This is a genomic window from Bacillus sp. D7-8 (genome assembly GCF_052055895.1).
Lineage (GTDB): Bacteria > Bacillota > Bacilli > Bacillales > Bacillaceae > Bacillus > Bacillus velezensis.
In genome coordinates this window covers 3,425,610-3,449,241 of record NZ_CP179922.1, presented here as the reverse complement: position 1 = coordinate 3,449,241, position 23,632 = coordinate 3,425,610, and the positions used below count along the sequence as shown (strand labels likewise).

Genomic DNA, 23,632 nt, shown 5'->3' with positions numbered 1-23,632 from the left:
TCCTCCTTACAGCTTCATGCCCGTTCTGCTTTTATACCGTTTAATCAGCATTTGGCAGTCGACGCTGACGACGCCTTTTTGCGTATAGAGCCGTTTTGTCAAAAACTCTTCCATCTCCTGATCATTTGCGAAAATACCGTGCATATGCAGCTTGCTCGGTCCGGTCATATGATAAAGGCTTGTCACGGCCGGCTCCTTTTCAAGCTTTAATGCGGTTTCCTCCAAATACTGCGGCTCCACCTCCACATTAAAAAACACGGACACATGGCGGCCGATTTTCGCCGGGTTGATGACAGCGGTGAATTTTTCAATCACACCGGCATCGAGTAAATGCTGAATGCGGTGCTGAACCGCCACTCGCGACAGGTTAACCCGCTTTCCTACGTCTGTATAGGAAATCCTCCCTTCCTCGTGCAAAATCGAAAGAATCTGTTTATCCGTTTCATCAAGGACAAGATTCGGAATGCTGTATTCATGTTCCAACCCGCTTCACCTTCCTTCATTTGGTAGACATTATTGTATCATGAAACGTTACGGTATGAAGGGAGAAATTTTTTATTGTTTTCGATACGTAATAACTTAGAATTATTTCTTATCGAAAAGTAAATAGTGTGTGAGATTTTCTTTCAGGAATGTGGATGGCCGCGAAGCCGCTTTTTATAATTGAGAAAATTTGTAAAGGGGCTTGCCATGAATACTTCAACCATCGGAACGAAACAAATGGTCGTCAGTCCGCATTATCTCGCTTCTCAGGCAGGGGCCGGCATTCTGGAAAAGGGCGGAAACGCGTTTGATGCGGCAGTGGCGGTCAGCGCCTGTCTGGCAGTCGTGTATCCGCATATGACGGGCCTTGGCGGGGATTCATTTTGGCTCACTTACCATAAAGAAACGGGACGAATCAAAGCTTATAACGGAAGCGGCCGTTCAGGGAAGCATGTGACGAGAGACTTGTATCGGGGCAGAGAAGCGATCCCTCTGCGCGGGACAGAAAGCGCCATTACCGTTCCGGGAATGGCGGACAGCTGGGATGCCGTGCTTTCGGCGTACGGGCGTCTTTCGCTCGCTGAGGTGCTGAAGCCAGCTCTTGATTATGCGGCAAACGGATTTCCGGTGTCCGCCGACCAGTGCGCCCACACAGAACGCAATCTCGCTCTTTTAGCCTCGATGCCTTACACCTCGGCCATTTTTACGAGAAACAAAAAAGCGCCCATGCCCGGTGAACGGTTTGTCCAAAAGGATCTGGCGGCCAGCTTGGAGCAGCTTGCCGAGAAAGGCAGAAGCGCTTTTTATGAAGGAGACCTCGCTCAACGCATCACATCCTTTTTGCAAAACAACGGCAGCCGTCTGACACTTGATGACTTTAAAGCCCACCGCGGCGAGTGGACGAACCCGGTATCCTCCGATTACCGCGGGTGCAAAATCTATCAGGCTCCGCCGAATTCACAGGGCTTTACAGGCTTAATGACGCTCAATATATTGGAAAACTATGATTTTTCTCAGATCGAACACGGTTCCTTTGACTATTATCATCTGCTGATCGAGGCGCTGAAGAAGAGTTTTCTGCACCGGAATGAAGTGTTGACTGATCCGGCATTTTCTCATATTCCGCTGGATCGGCTGCTTGATAAACGGTATGCAAAGCAGCTTGCGGAAGAAATCGGTAACGTGGCTGCGCCGGCGGTAAGCCGGCCGGTCGGAAGCGACACAGCTTATGCCGCCGTCGCCGATGCGGAAGGAAATGCCGTTTCCTTTATTCAGAGCCTCTATTTCGAGTTCGGATCTGCCGTTACAGCGGGGGAGACGGGCATTCTGCTGCAAAACCGCGGGTCATTTTTTTCGTTGGACGAATCCCATGTCAATACACTTGAACCCGGCAAGCGGACGTTCCACACCCTCATGCCGGCGATGGCCTGTAAAGAAGGAAAGCCTCACATCCTGTACGGAACCCAGGGAGGGGAAGGCCAGCCGCAAACTCAGACAGCGATGATTACGCGCATCATTGATTACAAAATGGACCCCCAGCAGGCGATCAATGAGCCGCGCTGGGTCTGGGGACGGACATGGGGAGAGGAGTATGAAGGGCTGAGGGTTGAAAGCAGAATCAGCCCTGAAACGAGAGAAGCCCTAAGGCAGAGCGGCCACCGCGTCGAGACCGTTGGTGATTTTGACGGGCTTATGGGCCATGCGGCAGCGATCGTCATTGATGAAGAAGGCTTTCTCCAAGGCGGGACCGACCCGCGCGGCGACGGAGCGGCCGCAGGAGTATAGAGCTACGCTGACTGATGAAAAAAATAAGCACGCCAAGCGCGGCAGAAAGACCCGCGTAAAACGAATCGTACACATATTGCTTTTCCTCCCGCCGGTGCCGCCATTCCATTATGCCGCTGCAGCAAAATAGAAACAACTCCCGCAAATACGTACATTTCATTGAAAAAAGTCACCGCTGCGATGCCCGTAATAAGCAGTGTGATTTCGATTAATCGATATTGAGAACTTTGACGGCAAATACTTGAAACATAAGGCTGAGCAAAATAAATACGGCTGAAAAAATCAGTAACTGAATGAAATCCATCGTCTGCCTCCTAAAAATGTGTCACTCGTTTCATACGGGTAAGTTTCGGCATTCTATAAGACATTAGGCTGAGTTACATGGTAAAAGACTCAAAAAAGACCCCTTTCGAAAGGGGTCTTTTTGACTAGTTTCTTCTATTATAATGGTCCCTGCTTCAGGTCGGGCGGACAAGCGTATATGTCTTCCCGAGTCTGGCGTATTCATTCCCCGCGAGCCTTGCCGCAGGCTTCAGCTCATCTGTCCGTATGTAGCCTTTATCGGCGTCATATACTTGGTCATTCAAATGAAAACAAACGACTCTGCCGATGATGAGGTCTGTCGTCGTTTCTCCGCTGTCATTTTGGAACGGAAGATGGCGTTCGAGTATACATTCAAACCTCACTTTTGCTTCTTTTATACCGGGAACGCTGATGCAAGCGCTGTCTGTCACAGAAAGGTCTGTCATGCCAAGTTCACTGACATCAGGATCAAGCCTTGCCGCCGTTTTGTTAATGTCTTCAATAATGGACTCATCACTGACGTGCACAACGAATTCCCGATGAGCGAGTGCGTTTCTCGCGGTGTCTTTCTGCCGACCGTCCGCGCGGCTGACTGAGATGGCCAGAAGCGGCGGTTCTGCGGAGACAACGTTATAGAAACTGAAGGGCGCCGCGTTTACGGCGCCGTTGATGGATGACCGCGTCGTGACAAATGCGATCGGCCGGGGAACGACTGTGCCCGAAAGCAATTTGTAAGTGTCTTTTGCGTTCAGTTCGTCTGCTCGTAAGATATGCATGATTTCGGCCGCCTTTCTTTATCGTATGACCTGATTATACAGAAAGAAAATTCGGAAACACAACAAAAGAAAACCGGCTGCATATCTTATCACGTGGCATATATCTGATTGAGGAAAAAGGCTTCCGTTTAGCCGGCAGCCTATTTACGAATGGTGTTACTTGTAGTTTTTCTTTACAACCCAGATGTTCCCGTCTTTCCAGTACTCTGTTTTGCTGCAGTAATCGTCTTTTTTGCAAGGGTCTTTTTTCTGAGGACGATAAGGTTTTTTCTGCGTGCGTTTTTTCTTGCGGCGGCATGATTTCTTGTGGCTGCGAGATTTTTTGTGAGAGCGGCATGATTTTTTACGGCTGCGAGATTTTTTGTGAGAGCGGGATTTTTTATGGCTGCGAGATTTTTTGTGAGAACGGGACTTTTTATGGCTGCGAGATTTTTTGTGAGAACGGGATTTTTTATGGCTGCGAGATCTTTTGTGAGAGCGGCACGATTTTTTATGACTGCGAGATTTTTTGTGAGAGCGGCATGATTTTTTATGACTGCGAGATTTTTTGTGAGAACGGGATTTTTTATGCTTGCGAGATTTTCTCTTCTTACTGCTTTTTGGTTCTTGGTACAAATAATCTTCCAATCCCTCGGTGCTTGCGGACTTTACTGCTTCTTCGATATCAGAATGGGAATAGTGGCCCATTTTGAAACCTCCTCATGATATATGTTTTAAGGATGCGATCCTTACTACCACATAGTACGCATGAATGAAAAAAGTGTATGTGTGATTCGCTGAGTTTTATATAAAAAGCACAGCCTAAATTAATACAGGGAGGTTTACCGATGAAAGACCAATCAACATTGCCTCTATACCAGCTGTTTATTCACCCGAAAGACTTAATGGAGCTGAAAAAAGACATTTGGGATGATGATCCGGTGCCCGCGGTGCTGAGAGTGAATCAAAAACGGCTTGACATTGATCTGGCGTACCGCGGCTCGCATATAAGAGATTTTAAGAAAAAATCGTATCATATCGCTTTTTATTCGCCGAAAACATTTCGCAGGGCGAAAGAGATACATTTAAACGCTGAATACAAAGATCCGTCGATGATGCGGAATAAGCTGTCTCTCGATTTCTTCGCGGAGCTTGGGACGCTGTCACCAAAGGCGAATTTCGTAACCCTGCAAATCAATGGCAGACATGAGGGGGTGTATCTTGAGCTGGAGTCAGTGGATGAATATTTTCTGGCGAAACGGAATTTGGCGGACGGCGCTGTTTTTTACGCGGTTGATGACGACGCCAATTTCTCCCTCGTCAGTGATCTGGAGCGGGATACGAAAACATCGCTCGAACTTGGTTATGAAAAGAAAACGGGAACGAAAGAAGACGATTTATACTTGCAGGATATGATCTATAAAATTAATACCGTGCCGAAGTCAGAGTTCAAGGGGGAGATCGTCAAACACTTGGACGCCGATAAGTATTTGCGGTGGCTTGCGGGCATCGTGTTTACCTCAAACTACGATGGATTTGTCCATAATTACGCTTTGTACCGGAATCATGAAACGGGACTTTTTGAAGTCATTCCGTGGGATTACGATGCGACGTGGGGAAGAGACATTCATGGTGATCGGATGGAGGCCGATTATGTCAGAATACAAGGGTTTAATACCTTGACTGCAAGGCTTCTGGATGAACCGTATTTCCGCAAAGCGTACAAACGGCTTTTGGAAGAGACGCTTCAGACCCGGTTTACCATTGAACATATGAAGCCGAAGGTCATGTCACTGTATGAGCATATCAGGCCGCATGTCGCGAAGGATCCATATAAGAAAGAAGAGATGGATTGCTTTGACCGGGAGCCTGAAGTGATTTGCGAATACATTAAGGAGCGGTCCGCCTTCATCAGCAGTGAGTTAGAGCGGTGGAATATCTGATTTGGAGATGAAGAAAGATTTTTTACAAATAGGCTGGTGAATCAGTTCCCGAAAATAATCGTGATACGTATATATGCATTATGCTTTTTACATTATGAGAAAAATGACTAGGAGGACAATAGATGAAACGCAATACGAAGCGGCAGCGGTCTGATGACAACTTTTTGCATGCAATGGAAGGAAAAGTAATTACTGTCTACCGGGGAGGCCCGGAGTCCAAGACAGGGAGATTAGCAGACATTCAATCGGATTATATCGCTCTTCAGGTTGATAATAAAATCGTTTATTATCAATGGAAACATGTGAAAAGTGTGACGGAAAATACGAGTGAAACCGTATCGCCGGCCGAAGCGGCAGAATGTGAAAAAGCTGATGATTTTCAAGACCTGATCAGCCGGATGACCAATCGCACGGTGCAATTGAATCAGGGAGGTCCGGAATCGAAAAGAGGAAAGCTTCACGAAACAGGGGATGATTTTCTCGTGCTGGAAACGGAAGATGACGGAATTGTATATTTTAACGCCGACCATGTCAAAAGCATCAGCGCGGAACAAGAAGAGGACGGCCAAGAGGAGGAGCGCCCGGAATTTGAAATGGCTGATGATTTTCACGGCATATTTAAACGCCTGATCCACAAATGGGTATCCATCAACCGCGGAGGTCCTGAAGCCGTTGAAGGTATACTTGTGGATAATTCCGACGGCCACTACACTCTTGTGAAAGATAAAGAAGTGCTGCGGATTTATCCTTTTCATATCAAGAGCATCAGCGAAGGGGCAAAAGGAGCAGCTAAAAAAGAGGAGAATAAAGACGAAGAGAATAAAGGTGAGAAAGAGAGCGCCGAAGAAGAAAAGCCGCATGAAGAATCACGCGAAGAGCAGCGTACTTCCTCTAAAAAGTCGAAAAGATCATCAAGATCCGTTCGATCCTCAAAACGGGAGAAAGAGGTCTCTTATAGCTACGCCACTGTATTAAGGACAATAGATTATCGGTGGAAACACGGCCGTAAATGATTGGAAAGATTGTCCGTAAACGCGGGAGAGGGGGGAATGAAATGGCTGGATTAAGCAGATTTCTGGATAAACAAGTCGATATTGAGATATCGGGGAATACGACATTTTCAGGAACTCTTTTGGATATCGGTCAGGATATCATTGTGATTCATGACGGCCGGACGTTTCTTTATATTCCGCTGCTGCATCTTCAGAGGATGACATTGACGCTCCCGGACGAAGAGAATAAAGAACCGTACGCAAGAAAAAAAAGTCCGCATCCCGAAAAACAGGAACATTCCTTTTCTTATCGGAATACCCTCCAGCATATAAAAGGCAGATTCACAGAAATATTTGTTACGGGAGACCGTTCCATTCATGGGTATGTGACAAGTGTTTTAAATGATTATTTTGTTTTCTTCTCTCCGGTTTATAAGACTCTTTTCATCTCGATGCATCATTTGAAATGGCTGACACCCTATTCCGATGAGCAGACGCCGTATACATTAAACAGTTCAGAGCTGCCGGTTGTTCCCGCTAATGTGCCCCTTGTCCGGAATTTTGAGGAGCAATTAAAAAGATATATCGGGAAGCTGATTATTCTGGATTTAGGAGATATACCGAATAAAGTGGGGCTGTTGCAGGATGTCTCAGATAATATTCTTGAATTGACCAATGCAGACGGCGATACTGTTTTTTGGAAATTGAATCATTTAAAAACCATGCACCTGCCATAAATGATAAAACTGCCTCTCTTATACAGCAGGCAGTTTTTTTCATGGGAGCTAAAGGTAAATCCAACTGATCCAGACATATAAAACGGTAATGGTAAATACGACGGTGAGAGGGACAACGATAATGGTCGTTTTGATATATTCTGACCAAGAAACTTTTTCGCCGTGCTGTCTGATGATATGCATCCAGATCAGCGTGGCTAATGTCCCGATCGGCAGAAGCAATGATCCGATATCACTGCCGATAATATTAGCCAGATAAATGATTTTTACGGTTAATGGGTCGATGGACATTTCAGTTAATGTCAAAGTGCTGATCATTAAGGCGGGATGGTTATTGAACAAATTAGAGAGGACGGATGTAGCAATGCCCATAATAGATGCAGCGTGGGCAATGCTTTGTGAGACATAAGGCTCAATAGACTGAACAAGCAGCGCCGTCAGTCCGATATTATGCAGTCCGTAGATGATAATGTACATCGTGAAGGCAAAAATAAAGATATGCCAAGGCGCTTTCCTTAATAAATCTGCCGGTCCGATTTTTAAATAAAACCATCTCCAGCCAAGCAGGATGACTGAACTGATGACAGCCACGAGCGAAACGGATATGCCGTTGTAAGAAGCTGCAAACAGACTGATCCGGACGAACAATACAAATGCCAAAACACAAAACATGATGTTCGTACGGCTGTTTTGGGTCGGGTCTGGCGGAGGCTGAAGCGGATGATATCGTTTGTGTTCCAGGGAATCAAAATGAACCGGAATATCGGGGAGCTGTTTCGGCAAACGGCGGTAAAAAACGGCAAACAGCAGAAAGGCCATAAACACCAGTCCCAGCGTGCCGGGGATAAACATCATATTGGTGTACAAATAAAGGTCCATGCCTATCATTTTGAGAGAAATTAAATTGACGATATTACTGACGCCGATCGGGGTGCTTGCCGCCGTCGCAATTAATACGCCGCTTATTAAATACGGTGTTTTCTGATGTCTTTTAAGTCCGAGATATTGTAAGACCAATAGTAAAATAGGAGTGGTGATTAAGACGCTGCCGTCATTATTCAGAAAGAGCGTCATTGAAAAACAGAGCAGGTTGGTCAGCCAAAAAAGCCGGATGCCCGATCCCTTGGCGCGGTGAAGCAGTTTGGCCGCCGCCCAGTTAAAAAAACCGAAGCTTTCCAGCGCGATCGCCATAATCATTGTGGAGATAATGGTTATTGAGGCTCCGGTGACTTTTGACCCTATATCCCCCAAATCATGAAAGGAAACGGTTCCGCATAACAAAACGAGAATGGCGCCCAGCGACGCCGGAACGGCTTCATTTAATCCCCCGGGTCTCCAAAATATAAAAATAATGGTCACAAAGAAAGAAATCAGGGTCAAAATGACGGTAATATGTGTAATGTGTTCTGCCTCCTTTTAGATGGGTCATTGCCGCCCCGTTATTTTTATCCCTCCTGATCAGTTGTACTGTATGTATACGGGTACAGGTCGTAAGGTGTACTGAGCGTTTCTACCAATTTAGTAAAAATCCATAAAAGCACAAAAAAAAAGAGGCTGCTTTCGGCGGCCCTCTTTTTTATGCATTTTCCTTATCCGCCTGCAATAAAGCCTGGCGTTTATTCATAATATCCAGAAAATGTTTCAGGATCGGATTTTGATTATCCTTGCGGTAGGCAATGACCCATTCGGCCGTGAGCTGCACCTGATTAATGCCGCGATAGGCGACTTCGAGATTAAACAGCTTTTTAGCAGAAGAAGGCACGAAGGTCACACCGATGCCGGCACTAACCAATCCGATCACCATTTGATACTCCGTCGCTTCCTGAACGATTTTCGGTTTGAAGCCCGCCTGCTCGCAGTAGTTTACAAACTCTAGGTATAAAGTCGGCCATGTTTCTTTCGACAGTGTGATAATCGGTTCATTTTTTAAATCCTGAATGTCGATTGTCTGTTTAGCGGTAAGCGGGTGCTGCTTCGGCAAAGCCAGAATGCACGGACTGCTCTGCACCTTTTCCATATGTAACGCGGAATGCTGTAAAGGCGGATGAAGGATGCCGATATCAATGTTCCCCTTCAGAAGTTCTTCCTGCTGTCTGAAAGAAGAAATTTCACGCAGATCAAGCTTGACGGAGGGGAATTTTTCGCGGAATTCCCGAATGATCGGCGGCAGAAATTCATATGTGGCCGAGCCGACAAAACCGACGACAAGGCGGCCGAGCTCTCCCCGCGCCGTTCTCTGCGCCATTTCAATCGCTTTGTCTATTTCTTCGATCGCGTTTCTGCTGTGTTTTAAAAAACTTTCTCCGGCAGCTGAAAGCTCTACAACCCGTTTCGTGCGCTTTAATAAGGTCACGCCGACTTCCTTCTCAAGCTGTTTGATCTGCTGGCTGAGAGGCGGCTGTGTCATATTTAACCGAAGCGCAGCTTTGCCGAAATGAAGTTCTTCGGCAACGGCAATAAAGTATTGAAGATGGCGAAGCTCCATCCTTATCCATTCCTTTCTCTTTGTTAATTATTCGTGAAACATATTAATCATACGGCGAATTGATATTGGAGGTCAATTTCCAAAGAGTGTATAGTGAATAATATCACAAATTACTTAAAATTTTATATTTAATATGCATAATAAGGAGTGAGGGTGTTGGCAAAAGCAACAAATGAACTAAAAACCTCTGAAAAAAATCGGGGGGCGGAGCTTGTTGTTGATTGCTTAGTGGAGCAAGGTGTCACACATGTTTTTGGCATTCCGGGTGCAAAAATTGATGCAGTATTTGATGCGTTAAAAGATAAAGGACCTGAACTGGTTTTATGCCGTCACGAACAGAACGCTGCATTTATGGCTGCGGCTGTCGGAAGACTGACTGGAAAACCAGGCGTTTGTCTCGTTACTTCAGGCCCGGGGGCATCCAACTTGGCGACCGGCTTGTTAACGGCTAATACAGAAGGTGATCCGGTAGTGGCGCTGGCGGGTAACGTAATTCGCGCAGACCGGTTAAAACGGACACACCAATCATTGGACAATGCGGCGCTATTTCAGCCGATTACAAAATACAGTGTAGAAGTACAGGAAACAGGGAATATACCAGAAGCGGTAACAAACGCCTTCAGGGCAGCGTCAGCAGGTCAGGCAGGCGCGGCTTTCGTGAGCTTTCCGCAGGATGTTGTGAATGAAATCACAAATGTGAAAAACGTACGCAGCGTTCCGGCGCCGAAACAAGGCCCTGCACCGGAAGAAGCGGTCAGCGCGGCTATCGCGAAAATCCAGACGGCGAAACTTCCCGTTCTGTTAGTCGGCATGAAAGGCGGGAGACCGGAGGCGGTAAAACAAATCCGCAAACTGCTTGCCAAAACAAAACTGCCTTTCGTAGAAACGTACCAAGGGGCCGGCACATTGTCCAGAGAGCTGGAAGACCAATATTTCGGCCGGATCGGACTGTTCCGCAACCAGCCGGGCGATCTTCTGCTTGAACAGGCGGATGTCGTATTAACGATCGGTTATGATCCGATTGAATACGATCCGAAGTTCTGGAACGTAAACGGTGACCGTGCTATTATCCATCTTGACGAAATCCAGGCCGATATTGATCATGCCTATCAGCCGGAATTAGAATTATTAGGCGATATCGCCGCTACGGTTAAACAAATTGAACACGACGCTGTGACATTTGATATGGGCAGCCGTGAACAAGAAGTGCTGAGCGAATTAAAACAGATGCTCACAGACAGCGAGAAGGCGCCAAGCGACCATAAATCCGACAGAGTGCATCCTCTGCAAATCGTCCAAGAACTGCGCAATGCAATTGATGACGACGTAACCGTCACTTGCGATATCGGTTCGCACGCGATCTGGATGTCCCGCTACTTCCGCGCTTATGAGCCGCTGAAACTGTTGATCAGCAACGGCATGCAGACATTGGGCGTAGCGCTTCCTTGGGCGATTGCCGCCACATTGGTGAATCCGGGTGAAAAAGTCGTATCCGTTTCAGGAGACGGAGGATTCCTGTTCTCTGCAATGGAATTGGAAACGGCAGTCCGCTTAAAAGCGCCGATCGTTCACCTTGTATGGAATGACAGCACATATGATATGGTCGCATTCCAGCAAATGAAAAAATATAACCGTACGTCATGCGTAGATTTCGGAAACATTGACATCGTAAAATATGCAGAAAGCTTCGGCGCCACCGGCTTGCGCGTTGAGTCACCGGAACAGCTGGCAGACGTGCTGCAAAAAGGCTTGAACACAGAAGGTCCTGTCATCATTGACATTCCTGTCGATTACAGTGACAATGTCCATTTATCAAGCGACATGCTTCCGAAGCAATTCAAAGAAAAAATGAAAGCAAAAGCTCTCTAGCACTCTGCGCACCATGACCTGTTTTCTAAAACAGCCCAATTTAAAAGGAGTGAAGGGAATATGAAAAACGCAAGCGACATCCATATGATGAGCCGCGGAGAAAAAGGCTCACCTGAGGATCAGATCTATCAAGTCTCAACAATGACATCTCTGCTGGACGGAGTATATGACGGAGATTTTGATATGGCTGACATTCCGAAGTTCGGTGATTTCGGAATCGGCACGTTCAATAAACTGGACGGCGAATTAATCGGATTTGACGGAGAATTTTACCGTCTGCGCGGCGACGGAACGGCTACGCCTGTTAAAGGCGGAGACCTGTCACCATTCTGCTCATTCACATTTTTCACGCCGGATATGACGCATACGATCGACGGCGAAATGACCCGTGAAGAATTCGAGCAGGAAATCGCCAGCCTTCTGCCTAGTAAAAACTTATTTTATGCGATCCGTTTGGACGGCGTATTTAAAAAGGTGCAGACAAGAACGGTAGAACGCCAGGAGAAACCGTACGTTCCGATGATCGAAGCGGTAAAAACACAGCCTGTGTTCAACTTTGACGACATTCAGGGTACAATCGCCGGCTTCTGGACGCCGGGTTACGCAAACGGCATCGCTGTTTCCGGATATCACCTGCACTTCATTGATGAAGGACGCAATTCCGGCGGACACGTATTTGACTATGTCATTAAAGATTGTAAAGTGACGATTTCTCAAAAAATGAATATGAACCTCAAGCTTCCGAATACGGCGGACTTTTTCAACGCAAATTTAGATAATCCGAATTTTGCGAAGGATATCGAAACAACCGAAGGAAGCCCGGAATAAAATAAAAAGAAAGCCCCATTTTTCTCGGGGGCTTTCTTTTTATTTGGCTGAACCGGCAAAGATTAGGTAAAATACAGTCAAAAGGGAAAGGTGTGGTAGCTGTGAAAGTATTGGTATTAGCGATTCATCCTGACATGAACAACTCAGCGGTCAATAAGGCGTGGACAGAAGAATTAAAAAATCATGATGAAATTACGGTCCGTGAGCTTTATAAAGAATATCCGGACGGGAAAATAGATGCGGAAAAGGAACGGCAGCTGTGTGAACAGTATGACCGGATCGTATTTCAATTCCCGCTGTATTGGTACAGTGCGCCTCCGCTTTTAAAAACATGGATGGATCATGTGCTGGCGTATGGCTGGGCTTACGGCTCCAAAGGAAAGGCGCTGCACGGCAAAGAATTGCTGCTGGCTGTTTCCGTAGGTGCCGGAGAGGATGCATATCAGGCAGGCGGGTCTAACCATTTTTCACTGAGCGAGCTCTTAAGGCCGTTTCAGGCAATGGCTAATTTTACGGGTATGACCTATTTGCCGGCTTTCGCGATGTACGGGGTAAGCAGCGCCGATGCTGCGGCTATCCGTGACAATGCCAAACGCCTGGCGGATTACATAAAGAAGCCATTTTAGAGTCGTATGCATTCATCTTCATCCGACAATATTTCCTGAGAAATATTTCGAACCTTAGACGTTTCTGACTGCTCAAGAAAGAAAAAACGGATTTCGCGCTGAATTTGCGAAATCCGTTTTGATATTATGTCAGTTTTTGCAGATCTTTTGTGCTGATATATCCCGTTGCGCCCCCGTAATCGACAAGCGCCCAGCCGAAGTCAATGCCGCCGCCGGCTGTCTTTTTCCATCCGAGGAAAGAAACGCTCGTGTTTTTAGCAAGGGAAGCTTTGACCGCTTGTTTGTCTGTATATACTTTTGTTTTTTTCGTCGTTTTTACGGTTGTTGCTTCTTTAACAATATAATGAGTAGATACAAATCCTGTTTTTCCGTTTTTATAATGTACTTTTGCCCAGTCAGCGTTCTGGAATGAAACGATCTTTAAGCTGTCGCCCAAATGAAGGGTATCAGCTCTCGGACTGGCTGCTGATGCTTTTGTTCTGACGTTCAATGCTTCCGCGGAAACGAGATAAGAGTCAAGCGGGTAGCTGTACAGATCGTCAATTTTGACCGCTTCTTGTGCGTGTGTCTCGGGAAGAGGCGTTATTCCGGCAGCTGAAGCCGCTGTTATTCCCGCTGCAAGGGTCAGAATGGATGCCGCTTTGGCTGTTTTCTTCATCTGTATCTCTCCTTTTACTTCATCCTTTCACGTTTTACCGGAAGTCTAAACATCGGCCGGTTATTTTTGTGTTTGAAGTTTCAATGGAGCGGAAATGGTTCTTTTGACTTTTTCTCCTTTGAGCACCTGCTCCGCCGCTTCGGCCGCCAGTTTTCCGATCAGCTCCGGCTGCTGGGCGACCGTGGCTGTCAGCTTTCCGTTTTTAATGGAAGAAATCGCATCTTTATTTCCGTCGAAACCGACGACCAAAATGTGTTTGCCCGAGCTGTTAATCGCTTCGAGCGCGCCGAGTGCCATTTCATCATTATGGGCGAACACGGCTTTAATATCCGGATGTCCCTGCAGCAGGTTTTCCATGACGGTCAATCCTTTTGTACGGTCAAAATCCGCCGCTTGCTTTGTTACGACATCCAGCTTTTTGTCGGCAATATGATGAAAGCCCGTTCCGCGTTCCCGTGTCGCGGATGCGCCCGGCACCCCTTGCAATTCCGCTACTTTGGCGCCTTTTCCGAGCTGATCGGCGAGGTAGTCAGCCGCCATTTCTCCTCCTTTGACATTGTCAGAGGCGACAAGCGTTTCGACTTTGCCGTGTTCGGCTGAACGATCAAGCGCAATGACGGGAATGCCGAGGGAATTTGCCGATTCGACGGCTGTTGAAATCGCTGATGAATCGGTCGGGTTGATCAGCAGCGCATCGACTCCCTGCTGGATCAAATCTTCTACGTCATTTGACTGTTTAGATGAATCATTTTGAGCATCGACAATAATGACCTTCATGCCCCGTTTTTTGGCTTCCTTTACAACGCCTTCTTTTAATGAAACGAAGAACGGATTGTTCAATGTGGAGACGGAGAGCCCGATAGTGAATTCTTTTTTATGTTTTGTGTTTGACGGTTTTGCCCATTGTGGCGGTTCAAGTGAACAGGCGGACAGCAAAAACAGTGATAATGCCGCGATCGTGATGATGGCTTTCTTCATAATGGTCCTCCTACTATGCCGATTTTTTGCGGTCCAGCAGCACCGCGATTAAAATGACGATTCCTTTGACGACGAGCTGATAAAAAGATGATACGCCGAGAAGGTTCAAGCCGTTGTTCAGCGTACCGATAATCAAAACCCCGATCAGCGTACCGATGATGCGCCCTCGACCGCCGGACAGGCTCGTTCCGCCGAGAACGACCGCTGCGATGGCGTCCAGCTCGTATGATTCCCCGGCCGTCGGCTGTGCGGAATTTAAGCGTGATGTCAGAATCGCTCCCGCCAGCGCCGATAATAAACCTGTCAGAGAATAGATCATGATCTTGATGCGGGGCACTTTGATTCCCGATATCAGCGCCGCTTTCTCATTGCCGCCGATGGCGTATGTCCGGCGGCCGAACGGTGTTTTGTGCAGAAGAACCCACAGGGCCGCAAACGCAATCAGCATCGTAATGGCAGGTACGGGAATGCCGAGAAAATAACCGCGCCCGAATAATTGAAATGCGTAATTTGAACCGAGCCCCGTAATCGGATTTCCGTCCGTATAGACGAGGGTCAGTCCGCGAAAGACGGTCATTGTCGCCAAAGTGGCGATGAACGGCGCCATTTTTCCTTTTGTGATTAATAATCCGTTTATCATGCCGAGTACGGCGCCGATTACGCAGCCGATGATGACGGCTAAAATCGGGTCGATGCCTGAGACCATCATACCTGCGACCAATGCGCTCGATAAGGCGAGGATGGCTCCGACAGAGAGATCAATGCCTCCCGTTAAAATGACAAACGTCATTCCGAATGCAATCAGAGCGTTAATCGCAACCTGCCGAAGAAGGTTGAGAATATTGAGGGGTTCAAGAAAACTCGGGTTTAAAACGGAAACGATCAGCACAAGAATCAGTAAGCCGAGAAACGGACCGAGTTTTTGTGTGAAGGTGTGAATGGAAAATCGCTTTTGTTCAGTTGATGTCATTGGTTCAGTTTTCATACTGCTGCCCTCCCGTGGCAAGTGTCATGATGTGTTCTTGTGTTGCGCCGGCCGCATTGATTTCTCCGCTGATGCGCCCTTCGTGGACGACGATGATTCTGTCACTCATGCCGAGAATTTCCGGCAGCTCGGAAGACACCATGATGATGGCGACTCCGCGATCGGTCAGTTCATTCATTAATGAATAGATTTCCCTTTTCGCGCCTACGTCAACGCCTCTTGTCGGTTCATCAAGGATGAGAACTTTCGGGCCGATTCCGATCCATTTGGCGATGACGACTTTTTGCTGATTTCCTCCTGATAAATGCCGGGCGGCGGTTTCCGGAGATGCGGTCTTAATGGTCAGACGCTTGATGAGCAGCTCAACGAACTCCGCCTCGCGTTTTCGATCAATGATGCCTTTCGGAGAGAAGCTGGTCAGGTTCGGCAAGGAGATATTTTCACGAATGGACGTATCCAGCAGCAGCCCTTCATCTTTGCGGTTCTCCGTAATCAGGCCGAGTCCCTTGCGAATGGCATCGTACGGACCCCGAATGCCGGTTTTTCGGCCGGAAATCCAGATCTCTCCGGAATCGAGCCTGTCAATTCCGAACAGCGCCCTCATGATTTCTGTCCGTCCGGCACCCATTAAGCCGGAAACGCCGAGGATTTCTCCGGCGCTCACATGGAAACTGATCTGTGAAAAGCTTCCTTTTTTTGAGGCGTTTTTCACTTCGAGCACCTTATCGCCGAGTGACGGCGTGCGAGTCGGATACCGATCGGTCAGCTCCCGCCCGACCATTTTTTTGACCACTTCATCAAAATTAGTGTCTTTCATATGCGCCGTATCGACAGTGAGGCCGTCCCGCATAATGGTGATCCGGTCGCAAATCGAAAATATCTCTTCCATTCGGTGCGAAATATAGACGATGGATACGCCGTCCCGCTTTAACGCCGTCATCACGTCAAACAGTTTGCTGATTTCCCGTTCGGTCAGCGCCGCGGTCGGTTCGTCCATAATAATGACTTCGGCGTTTGTCATCAGCGCTTTGGCAATCTCAATCATCTGCTGCTGTCCGACGGAACATTGTCCGGCTTCCCGGTCAAGAGGAAGAGAGACTCCCAATTTTTCAAGCTGTGATTTTGCTAGCGCTTTCATTTTCTTCGTTTCCAAAACGCCGAACGCCGTCGTCAGCTCTTTGCCGATAAAAAGGTTTTCAAGCACCGTCATGTCCGGCCATATATTCAGTTCCTGATGGATAAAGGCGATTCCGTGCTTTTCGGCTTCCTTTGGATTGGAGAAGCTCATATTTGTTCCGTTTATCGTAATGTTTCCCTTGTCGAGCCGGTAGAGCCCGGTGAGCAGATTCATTAACGTCGATTTGCCCGCTCCGTTTTCTCCCATTAAAGCGTGGATTTCTCCCGGCAGAAGCTCAAATGAGACGCCGGAGAGCACTTGGTTTTTGCCGAATGCTTTATGAATGTCTGTCATGCCGATGTGCATGCTGGATCCCTTCTTTCTAGAAAATCACACCCGCCTGCAGGATGCAGTTGGCGTATGGTGTCATTTCACCCGTTCGGATGACGGCTTTTGCTTTCTGTGTGAGCCGTTTGAATTCCTCATGGGACATGTACTCGATCGTCTGCGCTGAGAAATGGCTTTCTATGAAACTTGCATTCTCAGGGTTTGCGTCTTTGATCTCGGAAGCGGCGATCACCTTTTCGACTGCCATCTCCCCGGCTACCAGGCTGGTCACGTCCCGAAAGGCGGGAACGCCCGCCGTTAAGGACAAATCAATTTTAGGGGCACCGTCAGGGACGGGGAGACCCGCATCGGCGATTGCGATGAGGTCTGTATGCCCGAGATCAGCTAATACTTTGGCAATGTGGCTGTTTAACATTCCGTGTTTTTTCATGACAGCAGCTCCTCAACTTCTTTTCTGGCCGGCATGCCGCCTTGGGCGCCGAAGTGCTGCACGGACAGGGAGGCGGCGCGGTTGGCAAACAGGAGCGCTTGCTCAATGTCCCGCCCTTCCGCGAGTGCGACGGCAAGTGCTGCATTAAAGGTATCGCCGGCTCCTGTCGTGTCGACCGCTTCTGCAGGGAAGGCGGGAATAAGCCGTTCGGCGGTGCCGTCTGAGTAGCGCACGCCTTGTTTTCCTTCGGTAATGAACAGTTTGCCGGGATAGCCGGCGAGCGCTTCTTCTTTCGTCCGGTCAGGAAATAAAATGGACGCTTCATGTTCGTTCGGCGTAAGATATGCGGCATCCTCAATCGTCGATTGTTTCAGCGGCCGGGCCGGCGCGGGATTCAGGATAACCGGAATTTGCTGCGCGCGGCAGTAGCTGCACACTTCTTCAACGGTTTCTTCAGGAATCTCCTGCTGGATCAGCACGATATCAATGCCGGGAAGTTTTGCTAGCGCACTTTTGGCATAATCGGGGGAGATGTCATCGTTTGCGCCTTTTACGACGACGATGCTGTTGTCTCCTTCTGCGAGCACAATATGAGCCGTTCCGCTTTTTTTATGTGTAACCGTTTCCATATGGTCCGTATTGACACCGTTTGCCTTCAGGTTTTCAATAATCGCTTTTCCGTAGCTGTCATTGCCTGCTTTTCCTACCATATATACGTTTGCGCCCAGGCGGGAAGCGGCTACGGCCTGATTTGCGCCTTTTCCTCCGGGCACGGTTTGAAAGTCTGTGCCCAGTACGGTTTCACCGGCTTTCGGACGCCGTTCAGATGTGACGACCAGATCCATAGAACAGCTTCCGATAACACAAATTTCACTCATGGTGATCATCCTTTCTTGTCGTTTGTCTTCTTATGTAAGTCACGGGCATTTGAATGGCCGTCTCTTTCGGCGGCTCTTTCTTTATCAATTGCAGCAGCAGGTTTGCTGCTTGTTTTCCCATCTCATATGCAGGCTGGCGGATGGTTGAAAGCGGCGGAAACAAAAGCCTGCTCTGCGGAATATCGTCGTATCCGATGATCTGAATCTCCTCCGGAACTTTTTTGCCGAGCCGCAGCGCCTCATGGAGGACGGCAGCCGCCGCAATGTCGTTGCTGGCAATGACTCCGTCGGTTTCAGGGTATGCTGCAAACAATTCTTCTGCTAAAATGGCGGCATCCTTGATGGAAAATGAAGCGGCGGAGATGACATTGAACGGCGCGCCCGCTTTTTGCAGCACATCAAGTGCGCCGTTAAAACGTTCCTGAGCGGTCGGAAGGTGGGCTGGGCCTTTGACAAGCGTGATGCTTGTGCTTTTGCCGCGAAGCATTTCCTCAGCCGCCCGTTTTCCGCCTGCCCGCCCGTCACTGAATACGGATGGGGCGCCTTCTTTTGTCCGGTCCAGAAATACGACCGGGTAAAGGCTGCCGCTGTATTCGGGAAGGTCGGGGTAATGGGTGGCCGCCAAAATACCGGCAACTTGATTTTGTTTAAATGTTTGCAGGTAGTCGAGTTCTTTTTCCAATTCTTCATCGCTGTTGCCGATGATCAGCCGGTATCCTTCCCGCTGCAACTCGTCTTCAGCGCCGCGGGCAAGCTGAGGGAAAAAGGGATTCGTAATATCCGGAAGCAAAAGCCCGACCAGTCTGGATTCTCTTTTATAAAGAGAGCGGGCAACTTCATTCGGATAATAATTCAGCTTCTCCATGGCAAGCATGACCTTCGTTCGTGTATCTTCATGCACGTAGCCGTTGTCATTGAGGACACGCGAAACCGTGGCAACAGAGACGCCGGCAGCGCCTGCGACATCTTTAATCGTTGCCAACAAACACTCCTCCTTCAACTATGTAACCGTTTACATAAAAAGAGTAACACGAATTATTTCGGTTGGCAACAAAAAAAGAGACCGCGGTCTCTTTTAGTTCACGATGCCGATTTGTGAGATACTCACTTTGATATCAGGGATTATCTCGATGGAAGGATAGACCCCACGCCAATTGAGCCGCTTGCCCCGCTCATAATAATGGGTTTGATATTTCCGGCCGATGCCGAGGATATCCGAGTTGTGCTCCTGAATATGGCTGATCACCGATCTGGCCTGGCTGTTCAAATTTGCTGAGGCTTGTTTGTTTATTTGGTCGATTGCCGTATAAGAATTCAGCTTGTCCTTTGGATATTCCAAGACGCGTGCATTCAGCTTTAAACGGATTTTCACTTTTATATGCTGCGGATCTGTATCTATAAATACAATCTTTCGCGTGGCATCCGTGATGCCGAGAGAAAGATAATTTTCAATATCCATTTTGTATTTGTCCCACAGCTTCAGATTAATATTAGCCGATTTATTAAATTGCCCGCTTAAAAGGGTCAGGAGGGTCGAATCCTGACCGAGCACCTCAGTCACTTTCCGCTGGCCGCTGAACAGGGCAGAACCCTCTACCTTTATCGTCTGTCCGTTAATCGATAAATAAGGAAGGGCGAAATCCTTATCAGCCGTCAGCATGCTTGAACGGATGGATTGCAAATTTTCCATGCTGATATTTGATTCCGCATTAGCGCTTGTTAATAAATTCGTTAAATACTTGCTGACGATCAATTTCTGCCGGACGATCAGCTTCAGCACTTCAATCGCCTCGCCGTCTTTTACAACCGCCGGATGAGCGAGAAGCGGGCTTTTCGGATCTCTGTAAAAGACATCGAGATAAGGAAAAAGCGGTTTTTCCGCCATTTTCTCACCGATTAATAAGACTCTTTGCTTGGACGTGTCAATACGCTGATCGACAAGCTTATCCAATTGAAACCGCGCTTCACGGATGGTGTGCCCGGAAGCGCTGAGCACCGTCGTAATGAATGAGCCGCCCGTTTCCTGTTCCGCCTGGGAGGACTGAACCTTCCGATAGGTGATGCCGATTTTATTTTTACCGTTATGATCAACATCAAGGCTTGCGGTCAGCACGAGAGAAATATCTTTCAGCAAATTTTGATCCCAGCAGCCCGCAAGTGTCAGGCTTGCGCACATGAGACTGATAAGAACCGCTTTTTTAATGCGCATGGCGGACACCCTTTTTACGTACAAGGACAATCAATACCATAAACAACGGAAACAAATACACAAACACAATATCGGAAATGCGGAAAAACTGATCCAGCTGCTGTATCGTTTTATCTGTGCTTGTGGCCCAAATAGACAGAAGGAAGACGAGCAGGGCCAGCGGATAAACAAACCGGCTGTGATCTTTTTGATTGAACAGCTTGGCGATGCCGGTGCTTGCCAAGTAAAACACGTTGGCCAGCGTTGAAAAGACGGTCACGAACCAAAACGTCAAAAAGAGCAGATCCGTCCGTTCGATAATTCTGAATGAAACGGTTTTTAACAGGTACAGCACAGGCTCCGGGATCATTTTTATTTCTTCGGGGCTGATTGTGACAAAGCAAGTAAGGGTGATATACAGGTAATAAAGGATAATCAAGATGTTTGAAATCGTCAGTATTTTGTAGCGCTGGCTGACGGTGCAGTTGATTAGGGGCCCGATCACGAGCGCCGCCTGAAAGCCGGTAATGCTGACAAGTGTTTGCTGCACCCCGGTAAGCATGTCTTTTGCGGTTCCGTGAAAAATCGGCATAATGTATGTGATATCGGCTTTTCCCAGCGTGTATAAAATCGGCAGAGAGATCAGCAGCAAAAACGGCGTTAAAATAAAGCTGAACCTCGCAATCGCATTCAGCGGGGCCTGGGCGATATAGACAGAACCGAGGATCAGCATTAAGCTGACCACCCAATTCGGAGTCTGAGGGAGCACCCAGATATCCAATATCCGTGTAAATACAGAAAGAATGAGCGTGCAGAGAAACGCGAAATATAAAATATACAGCACCTGCACCCCTTTGCCGGCAAGTGTTCCGAACACCTCCTCCAGCATTTCGTACAGGTTCAGCTTCGGAAACCGGTGAAATAATATCATATACAGGCTGAATGTAAGCTGGACGAGCAATCCGGTAAGCAGAATGGAAATCCATCCGCTGCTTCCCGATTTCATCATCAGTAAATGGGGCAGCGCCAAAATGCCGATGCTGATCTGCGTCTGATTAATGAAAAACACGCCTTGAAGCGGGCTGATTTTTTTAGGCTTCATCTTTTCTCCACCCCCGAACATGTTTCATCTGCTTTGAGTCTTGCGGTCTCAAATAAAAAGGCCTTCTTTTAATAAACCAAGCCGGCAGCCGGATAAATGCATCCTTCAAGTCGCTGAAATGAAACGGCGTCAGAGATGATAAATAAGGAACGCCGAGTGATTCAAGCTTGCACAGGTTCATCAGAATAAGCCCGAAGCCGAGTGCGATGCCGATAAAACCGAACGAGGATGCCAGAAACATAAGCGGAAATCTGAGCGTTCGAATGGACGTGCTCATTTCATATGAAGGAAGCACAAAAGAAGAAACGGCCGTAACGGCTACGACGATAATCATCATATTAGAAATGAGTCCCGCCTGAACGACTGCGTCACCGATCACGAGACCGCCGACAATGCCGATCGTCTGACTGATCGGTCTCGGCAGCCTGATACCGGCTTCGCGGATCAGTTCAATCGTAATTTCCATAATCATGGCTTCTATCAGCGGGGGAAAGGGAATATCAACAATCGAATTTTTCATGGTGATAATCAGATCGTTGGGAATGACTTCAAAATGAAACGCAATCAGCGCGATATAAAAAGCGGGCAGCGTAATCGCGATCATAAAGGCGAAAAATCTCAGCACTCTTAAAAAACTGGCGGAAATCCATCTCGTGCTGTAGTCATCCGGAGATTGAAAAAAAGAAAAGAATGTGATCGGCGCAATCAAAGCCGACGGACTCCCGTCCATCATGATCAGTACACAGCCTTCCATTACGCATGCTTTTGCTTTATCCGGCCGTTCCGTATGAATGATCTGCGGAAAAATGGAAAACGAATTATCTTCTATTGATTCCTCGATAATCCCGGGCGCAAGCACGCTGTCTATACGCAAGTATGACAGGCGCCGCTTCACTTCCTCCACAATCTCCGGATTGGCGATATTCTCAACAAAGATAACCGCAACCTTTGATTTGGCTCTTTCCCCGATATCCATATAATGAACGGAGAGATGGCGGTCCTGTATGTGAAACCGCAGCTGATGAATGTTCGTTTCCAAACTTTCCACAAACCCGTCATGGGCGCCGCGGACGATACTTTCAGATTCGGGTTCCATAATGGAACGCAGCGGATTCTGCCCGACGGAAAACAGCTTCGCTTTCCTCGATGCATCGCTGAGAAAAACAACCTGGCCGGCCAAAATCCCGTCAATGAGTTTTCTGGTTTCATCCGTTTCCGCACTGCTGACGGCATTCATCGTTTCCTCAAGCGGGCCGTTCTGCAGGGTGTCGCTTAACAGAAACTCATTCAGCTTCTGTTCTTCTATCATTTGTTCAATATAAAAGAAAGCGGTATGACGGTCCTGCAGTTTGATCCTTCGTATTTTAAAATCACCGCAAACACACATCAGCTCCTGCATTTCCCGTACAGCCGATTCAAAATCGCCGGGAATCCGTTTGTTTTGTTTATCCGCAGACATCAGACCGCCTCCTTTCCTGGTTATCTGTAGTTTTCAGCGGGTATTCCTTTTTTATGCATTTTATAAAATAGAGGAGCTCCTCGATGTTTTACCAAGAACTTCACAATTATGGATGAATATTTCTTGAACGAATATAAAGATTTATTAAAATTATTTCAAAAGAGTGATAAACGTCCTGTAAATGGTTTAAAAGGAGAAAGGCTTTCCGCATATAAAATGTGTATTTCTTGTAAACACTCCGGACCCGTCTTATTCTGTCATGTACCAGTCATTCCGCTAGTTATTTTGGAATGGGACTGAAAGCAGGATACGGGGGAAAAATGAATGACTTTAAGACCTTATCCTTAACAAAACAGGCAGTCTGCACACAGCGGACAGAGAGTCCCGAAACGTATGCGCAGTGCGAAAAACGCTGATACAAACGGGCTGGAAAAGATGGATTTTCATTACATCTTTTTCTTCCGGAACGCGAATAGTTCCATTGGTCCAAATGAATTTCTGCGTGAAAATGTAAACGCATTCATTTTTCTTTTGAAAAATTGAAGTAAGGTTGAAGTCCTGCCTATTCCCAAAAAAAGCAATTCGATAATAGGAAGAATAGCGTCACTAATAGAGAAGTTTGGCTCAGTGAAAGCGGGAACATTATGTTACATAATGCCGATTGAGAATTCATAGTGAAGCTA

Annotated in this window: 22 protein-coding genes and 1 pseudogene; 7 read left to right on the top strand and 16 right to left on the bottom strand. The window is 47.5% G+C overall.

Annotated features, from left to right (window positions below; genetic code table 11):
* Positions 1-6 precede the first annotated feature (6 nt).
* On the bottom strand, positions 7-483 hold the full coding sequence (locus tag ACKTRM_RS16955) for an Lrp/AsnC family transcriptional regulator (protein ID WP_007407537.1): 477 nt from the start codon (positions 481-483) through the stop codon (positions 7-9).
* Positions 484-690: 207 nt separating this feature from the next.
* Here ACKTRM_RS16955 and ggt point away from each other — a divergent pair, with 207 nt between their 5' ends.
* Positions 691-2,268: a gamma-glutamyltransferase gene (gene ggt, locus ACKTRM_RS16950; RefSeq protein ID WP_012118617.1), complete on the top strand. Its 1,578-nt coding sequence runs from the start codon at positions 691-693 to the stop codon at positions 2,266-2,268.
* A gap of 10 nt (positions 2,269-2,278) precedes the next feature.
* Here the strand turns inward: ggt and ACKTRM_RS16945 are convergent.
* From ACKTRM_RS16945 to cotG, 3 genes and pseudogenes are all read right to left on the bottom strand, one after another.
* A pseudogene (locus ACKTRM_RS16945) lies at positions 2,279-2,572 on the bottom strand (hypothetical protein); the annotation flags it as partial.
* A 154-nt stretch (positions 2,573-2,726) separates the two neighbouring features.
* Positions 2,727-3,347, bottom strand: coding sequence for a flavin reductase family protein (locus ACKTRM_RS16940; RefSeq protein WP_012118614.1), 621 nt, complete (start codon positions 3,345-3,347; stop codon positions 2,727-2,729).
* Positions 3,348-3,503: 156 nt separating this feature from the next.
* Complete coding sequence (gene cotG, locus ACKTRM_RS16935) at positions 3,504-4,034, bottom strand: spore coat protein CotG (protein ID WP_012118613.1); 531 nt, start codon at positions 4,032-4,034, stop codon at positions 3,504-3,506.
* 140 nt (positions 4,035-4,174) lie between these two features.
* Between cotG and ACKTRM_RS16930 the strand changes: the two genes are divergently transcribed.
* From ACKTRM_RS16930 to ACKTRM_RS16920, 3 genes are all read left to right on the top strand, one after another.
* On the top strand, positions 4,175-5,269 hold the full coding sequence (locus ACKTRM_RS16930; protein WP_012118612.1) for a CotH kinase family protein: 1,095 nt from the start codon (positions 4,175-4,177) through the stop codon (positions 5,267-5,269).
* A 122-nt stretch (positions 5,270-5,391) separates the two neighbouring features.
* On the top strand, positions 5,392-6,282 hold the full coding sequence (locus tag ACKTRM_RS16925) for a hypothetical protein (RefSeq protein WP_012118611.1): 891 nt from the start codon (positions 5,392-5,394) through the stop codon (positions 6,280-6,282).
* Between the two features lie 41 nt (positions 6,283-6,323).
* Positions 6,324-6,998 (top strand): hypothetical protein, encoded by a 675-nt coding sequence (locus ACKTRM_RS16920; protein ID WP_007407530.1) that lies wholly within the window; start codon positions 6,324-6,326, stop codon positions 6,996-6,998.
* Between the two features lie 48 nt (positions 6,999-7,046).
* Here the strand turns inward: ACKTRM_RS16920 and ACKTRM_RS16915 are convergent, their stop codons facing one another.
* Together ACKTRM_RS16915 and alsR are read right to left on the bottom strand one after the other, a co-directional pair.
* Positions 7,047-8,378: an arsenic transporter gene (locus ACKTRM_RS16915; RefSeq protein WP_012118610.1), complete on the bottom strand. Its 1,332-nt coding sequence runs from the start codon at positions 8,376-8,378 to the stop codon at positions 7,047-7,049.
* 196 nt (positions 8,379-8,574) lie between these two features.
* Positions 8,575-9,483: an acetoin biosynthesis transcriptional regulator AlsR gene (gene alsR, locus ACKTRM_RS16910; RefSeq protein WP_007407528.1), complete on the bottom strand. Its 909-nt coding sequence runs from the start codon at positions 9,481-9,483 to the stop codon at positions 8,575-8,577.
* Between the two features lie 156 nt (positions 9,484-9,639).
* On the opposite strand from alsR, the gene alsS reads away from it, so the two are divergent.
* The 3 genes from alsS (at position 9,640) to ACKTRM_RS16895 (ending at position 12,806) form a co-directional block, all read left to right on the top strand.
* On the top strand, positions 9,640-11,352 hold the full coding sequence (gene alsS / locus ACKTRM_RS16905; RefSeq protein ID WP_032860108.1) for an acetolactate synthase AlsS: 1,713 nt from the start codon (positions 9,640-9,642) through the stop codon (positions 11,350-11,352).
* Positions 11,353-11,412: 60 nt separating this feature from the next.
* On the top strand, positions 11,413-12,180 hold the full coding sequence (gene budA, locus ACKTRM_RS16900; RefSeq protein ID WP_003151318.1) for an acetolactate decarboxylase: 768 nt from the start codon (positions 11,413-11,415) through the stop codon (positions 12,178-12,180).
* Positions 12,181-12,281: 101 nt separating this feature from the next.
* Positions 12,282-12,806 (top strand): NAD(P)H-dependent oxidoreductase, encoded by a 525-nt coding sequence (locus ACKTRM_RS16895; protein ID WP_023357163.1) that lies wholly within the window; start codon positions 12,282-12,284, stop codon positions 12,804-12,806.
* Positions 12,807-12,930: 124 nt separating this feature from the next.
* Here the strand turns inward: ACKTRM_RS16895 and ACKTRM_RS16890 are convergent, their stop codons facing one another.
* From ACKTRM_RS16890 to ACKTRM_RS16845, 10 genes are all read right to left on the bottom strand, one after another.
* Entirely contained in the window at positions 12,931-13,464 is a 534-nt protein-coding gene (locus ACKTRM_RS16890) for an SH3 domain-containing protein (protein WP_012118607.1), read from the bottom strand.
* Positions 13,465-13,524: 60 nt separating this feature from the next.
* Positions 13,525-14,442: a ribose ABC transporter substrate-binding protein RbsB gene (rbsB, locus tag ACKTRM_RS16885; protein WP_012118606.1), complete on the bottom strand. Its 918-nt coding sequence runs from the start codon at positions 14,440-14,442 to the stop codon at positions 13,525-13,527.
* A gap of 13 nt (positions 14,443-14,455) precedes the next feature.
* Entirely contained in the window at positions 14,456-15,427 is a 972-nt protein-coding gene (rbsC, locus tag ACKTRM_RS16880) for a ribose ABC transporter permease RbsC (RefSeq protein WP_012118605.1), read from the bottom strand.
* Positions 15,417-16,910, bottom strand: coding sequence for a sugar ABC transporter ATP-binding protein (locus ACKTRM_RS16875; RefSeq protein ID WP_012118604.1), 1,494 nt, complete (start codon positions 16,908-16,910; stop codon positions 15,417-15,419). Before ACKTRM_RS16875 ends, rbsC begins: the two co-directional genes overlap by 11 nt.
* A 16-nt stretch (positions 16,911-16,926) precedes the next feature.
* Complete coding sequence (gene rbsD / locus ACKTRM_RS16870) at positions 16,927-17,322, bottom strand: D-ribose pyranase (protein ID WP_012118603.1); 396 nt, start codon at positions 17,320-17,322, stop codon at positions 16,927-16,929.
* Entirely contained in the window at positions 17,319-18,200 is an 882-nt protein-coding gene (rbsK, locus tag ACKTRM_RS16865; protein ID WP_012118602.1) for a ribokinase, read from the bottom strand. Before rbsK ends, rbsD begins: the two co-directional genes overlap by 4 nt.
* Positions 18,193-19,182, bottom strand: coding sequence for a LacI family DNA-binding transcriptional regulator (locus ACKTRM_RS16860; RefSeq protein WP_041482222.1), 990 nt, complete (start codon positions 19,180-19,182; stop codon positions 18,193-18,195). The genes rbsK and ACKTRM_RS16860 overlap by 8 nt, the downstream gene beginning before the upstream one ends.
* 93 nt (positions 19,183-19,275) lie before the next feature.
* Positions 19,276-20,409, bottom strand: a complete 1,134-nt coding sequence (locus tag ACKTRM_RS16855) for a Ger(x)C family spore germination protein (RefSeq protein ID WP_012118600.1) — start codon at positions 20,407-20,409, stop codon at positions 19,276-19,278.
* The gene (locus tag ACKTRM_RS16850) at positions 20,399-21,490 is read right to left on the bottom strand and encodes a GerAB/ArcD/ProY family transporter (protein WP_012118599.1); all 1,092 of its coding nucleotides are present in this window, start codon (positions 21,488-21,490) and stop codon (positions 20,399-20,401) included. Before ACKTRM_RS16850 ends, ACKTRM_RS16855 begins: the two co-directional genes overlap by 11 nt.
* Positions 21,480-22,949, bottom strand: coding sequence for a spore germination protein (locus tag ACKTRM_RS16845; RefSeq protein WP_023357161.1), 1,470 nt, complete (start codon positions 22,947-22,949; stop codon positions 21,480-21,482). The genes ACKTRM_RS16850 and ACKTRM_RS16845 overlap by 11 nt, the downstream gene beginning before the upstream one ends.
* Between the last annotated feature and the right edge of the window lie 683 nt (positions 22,950-23,632).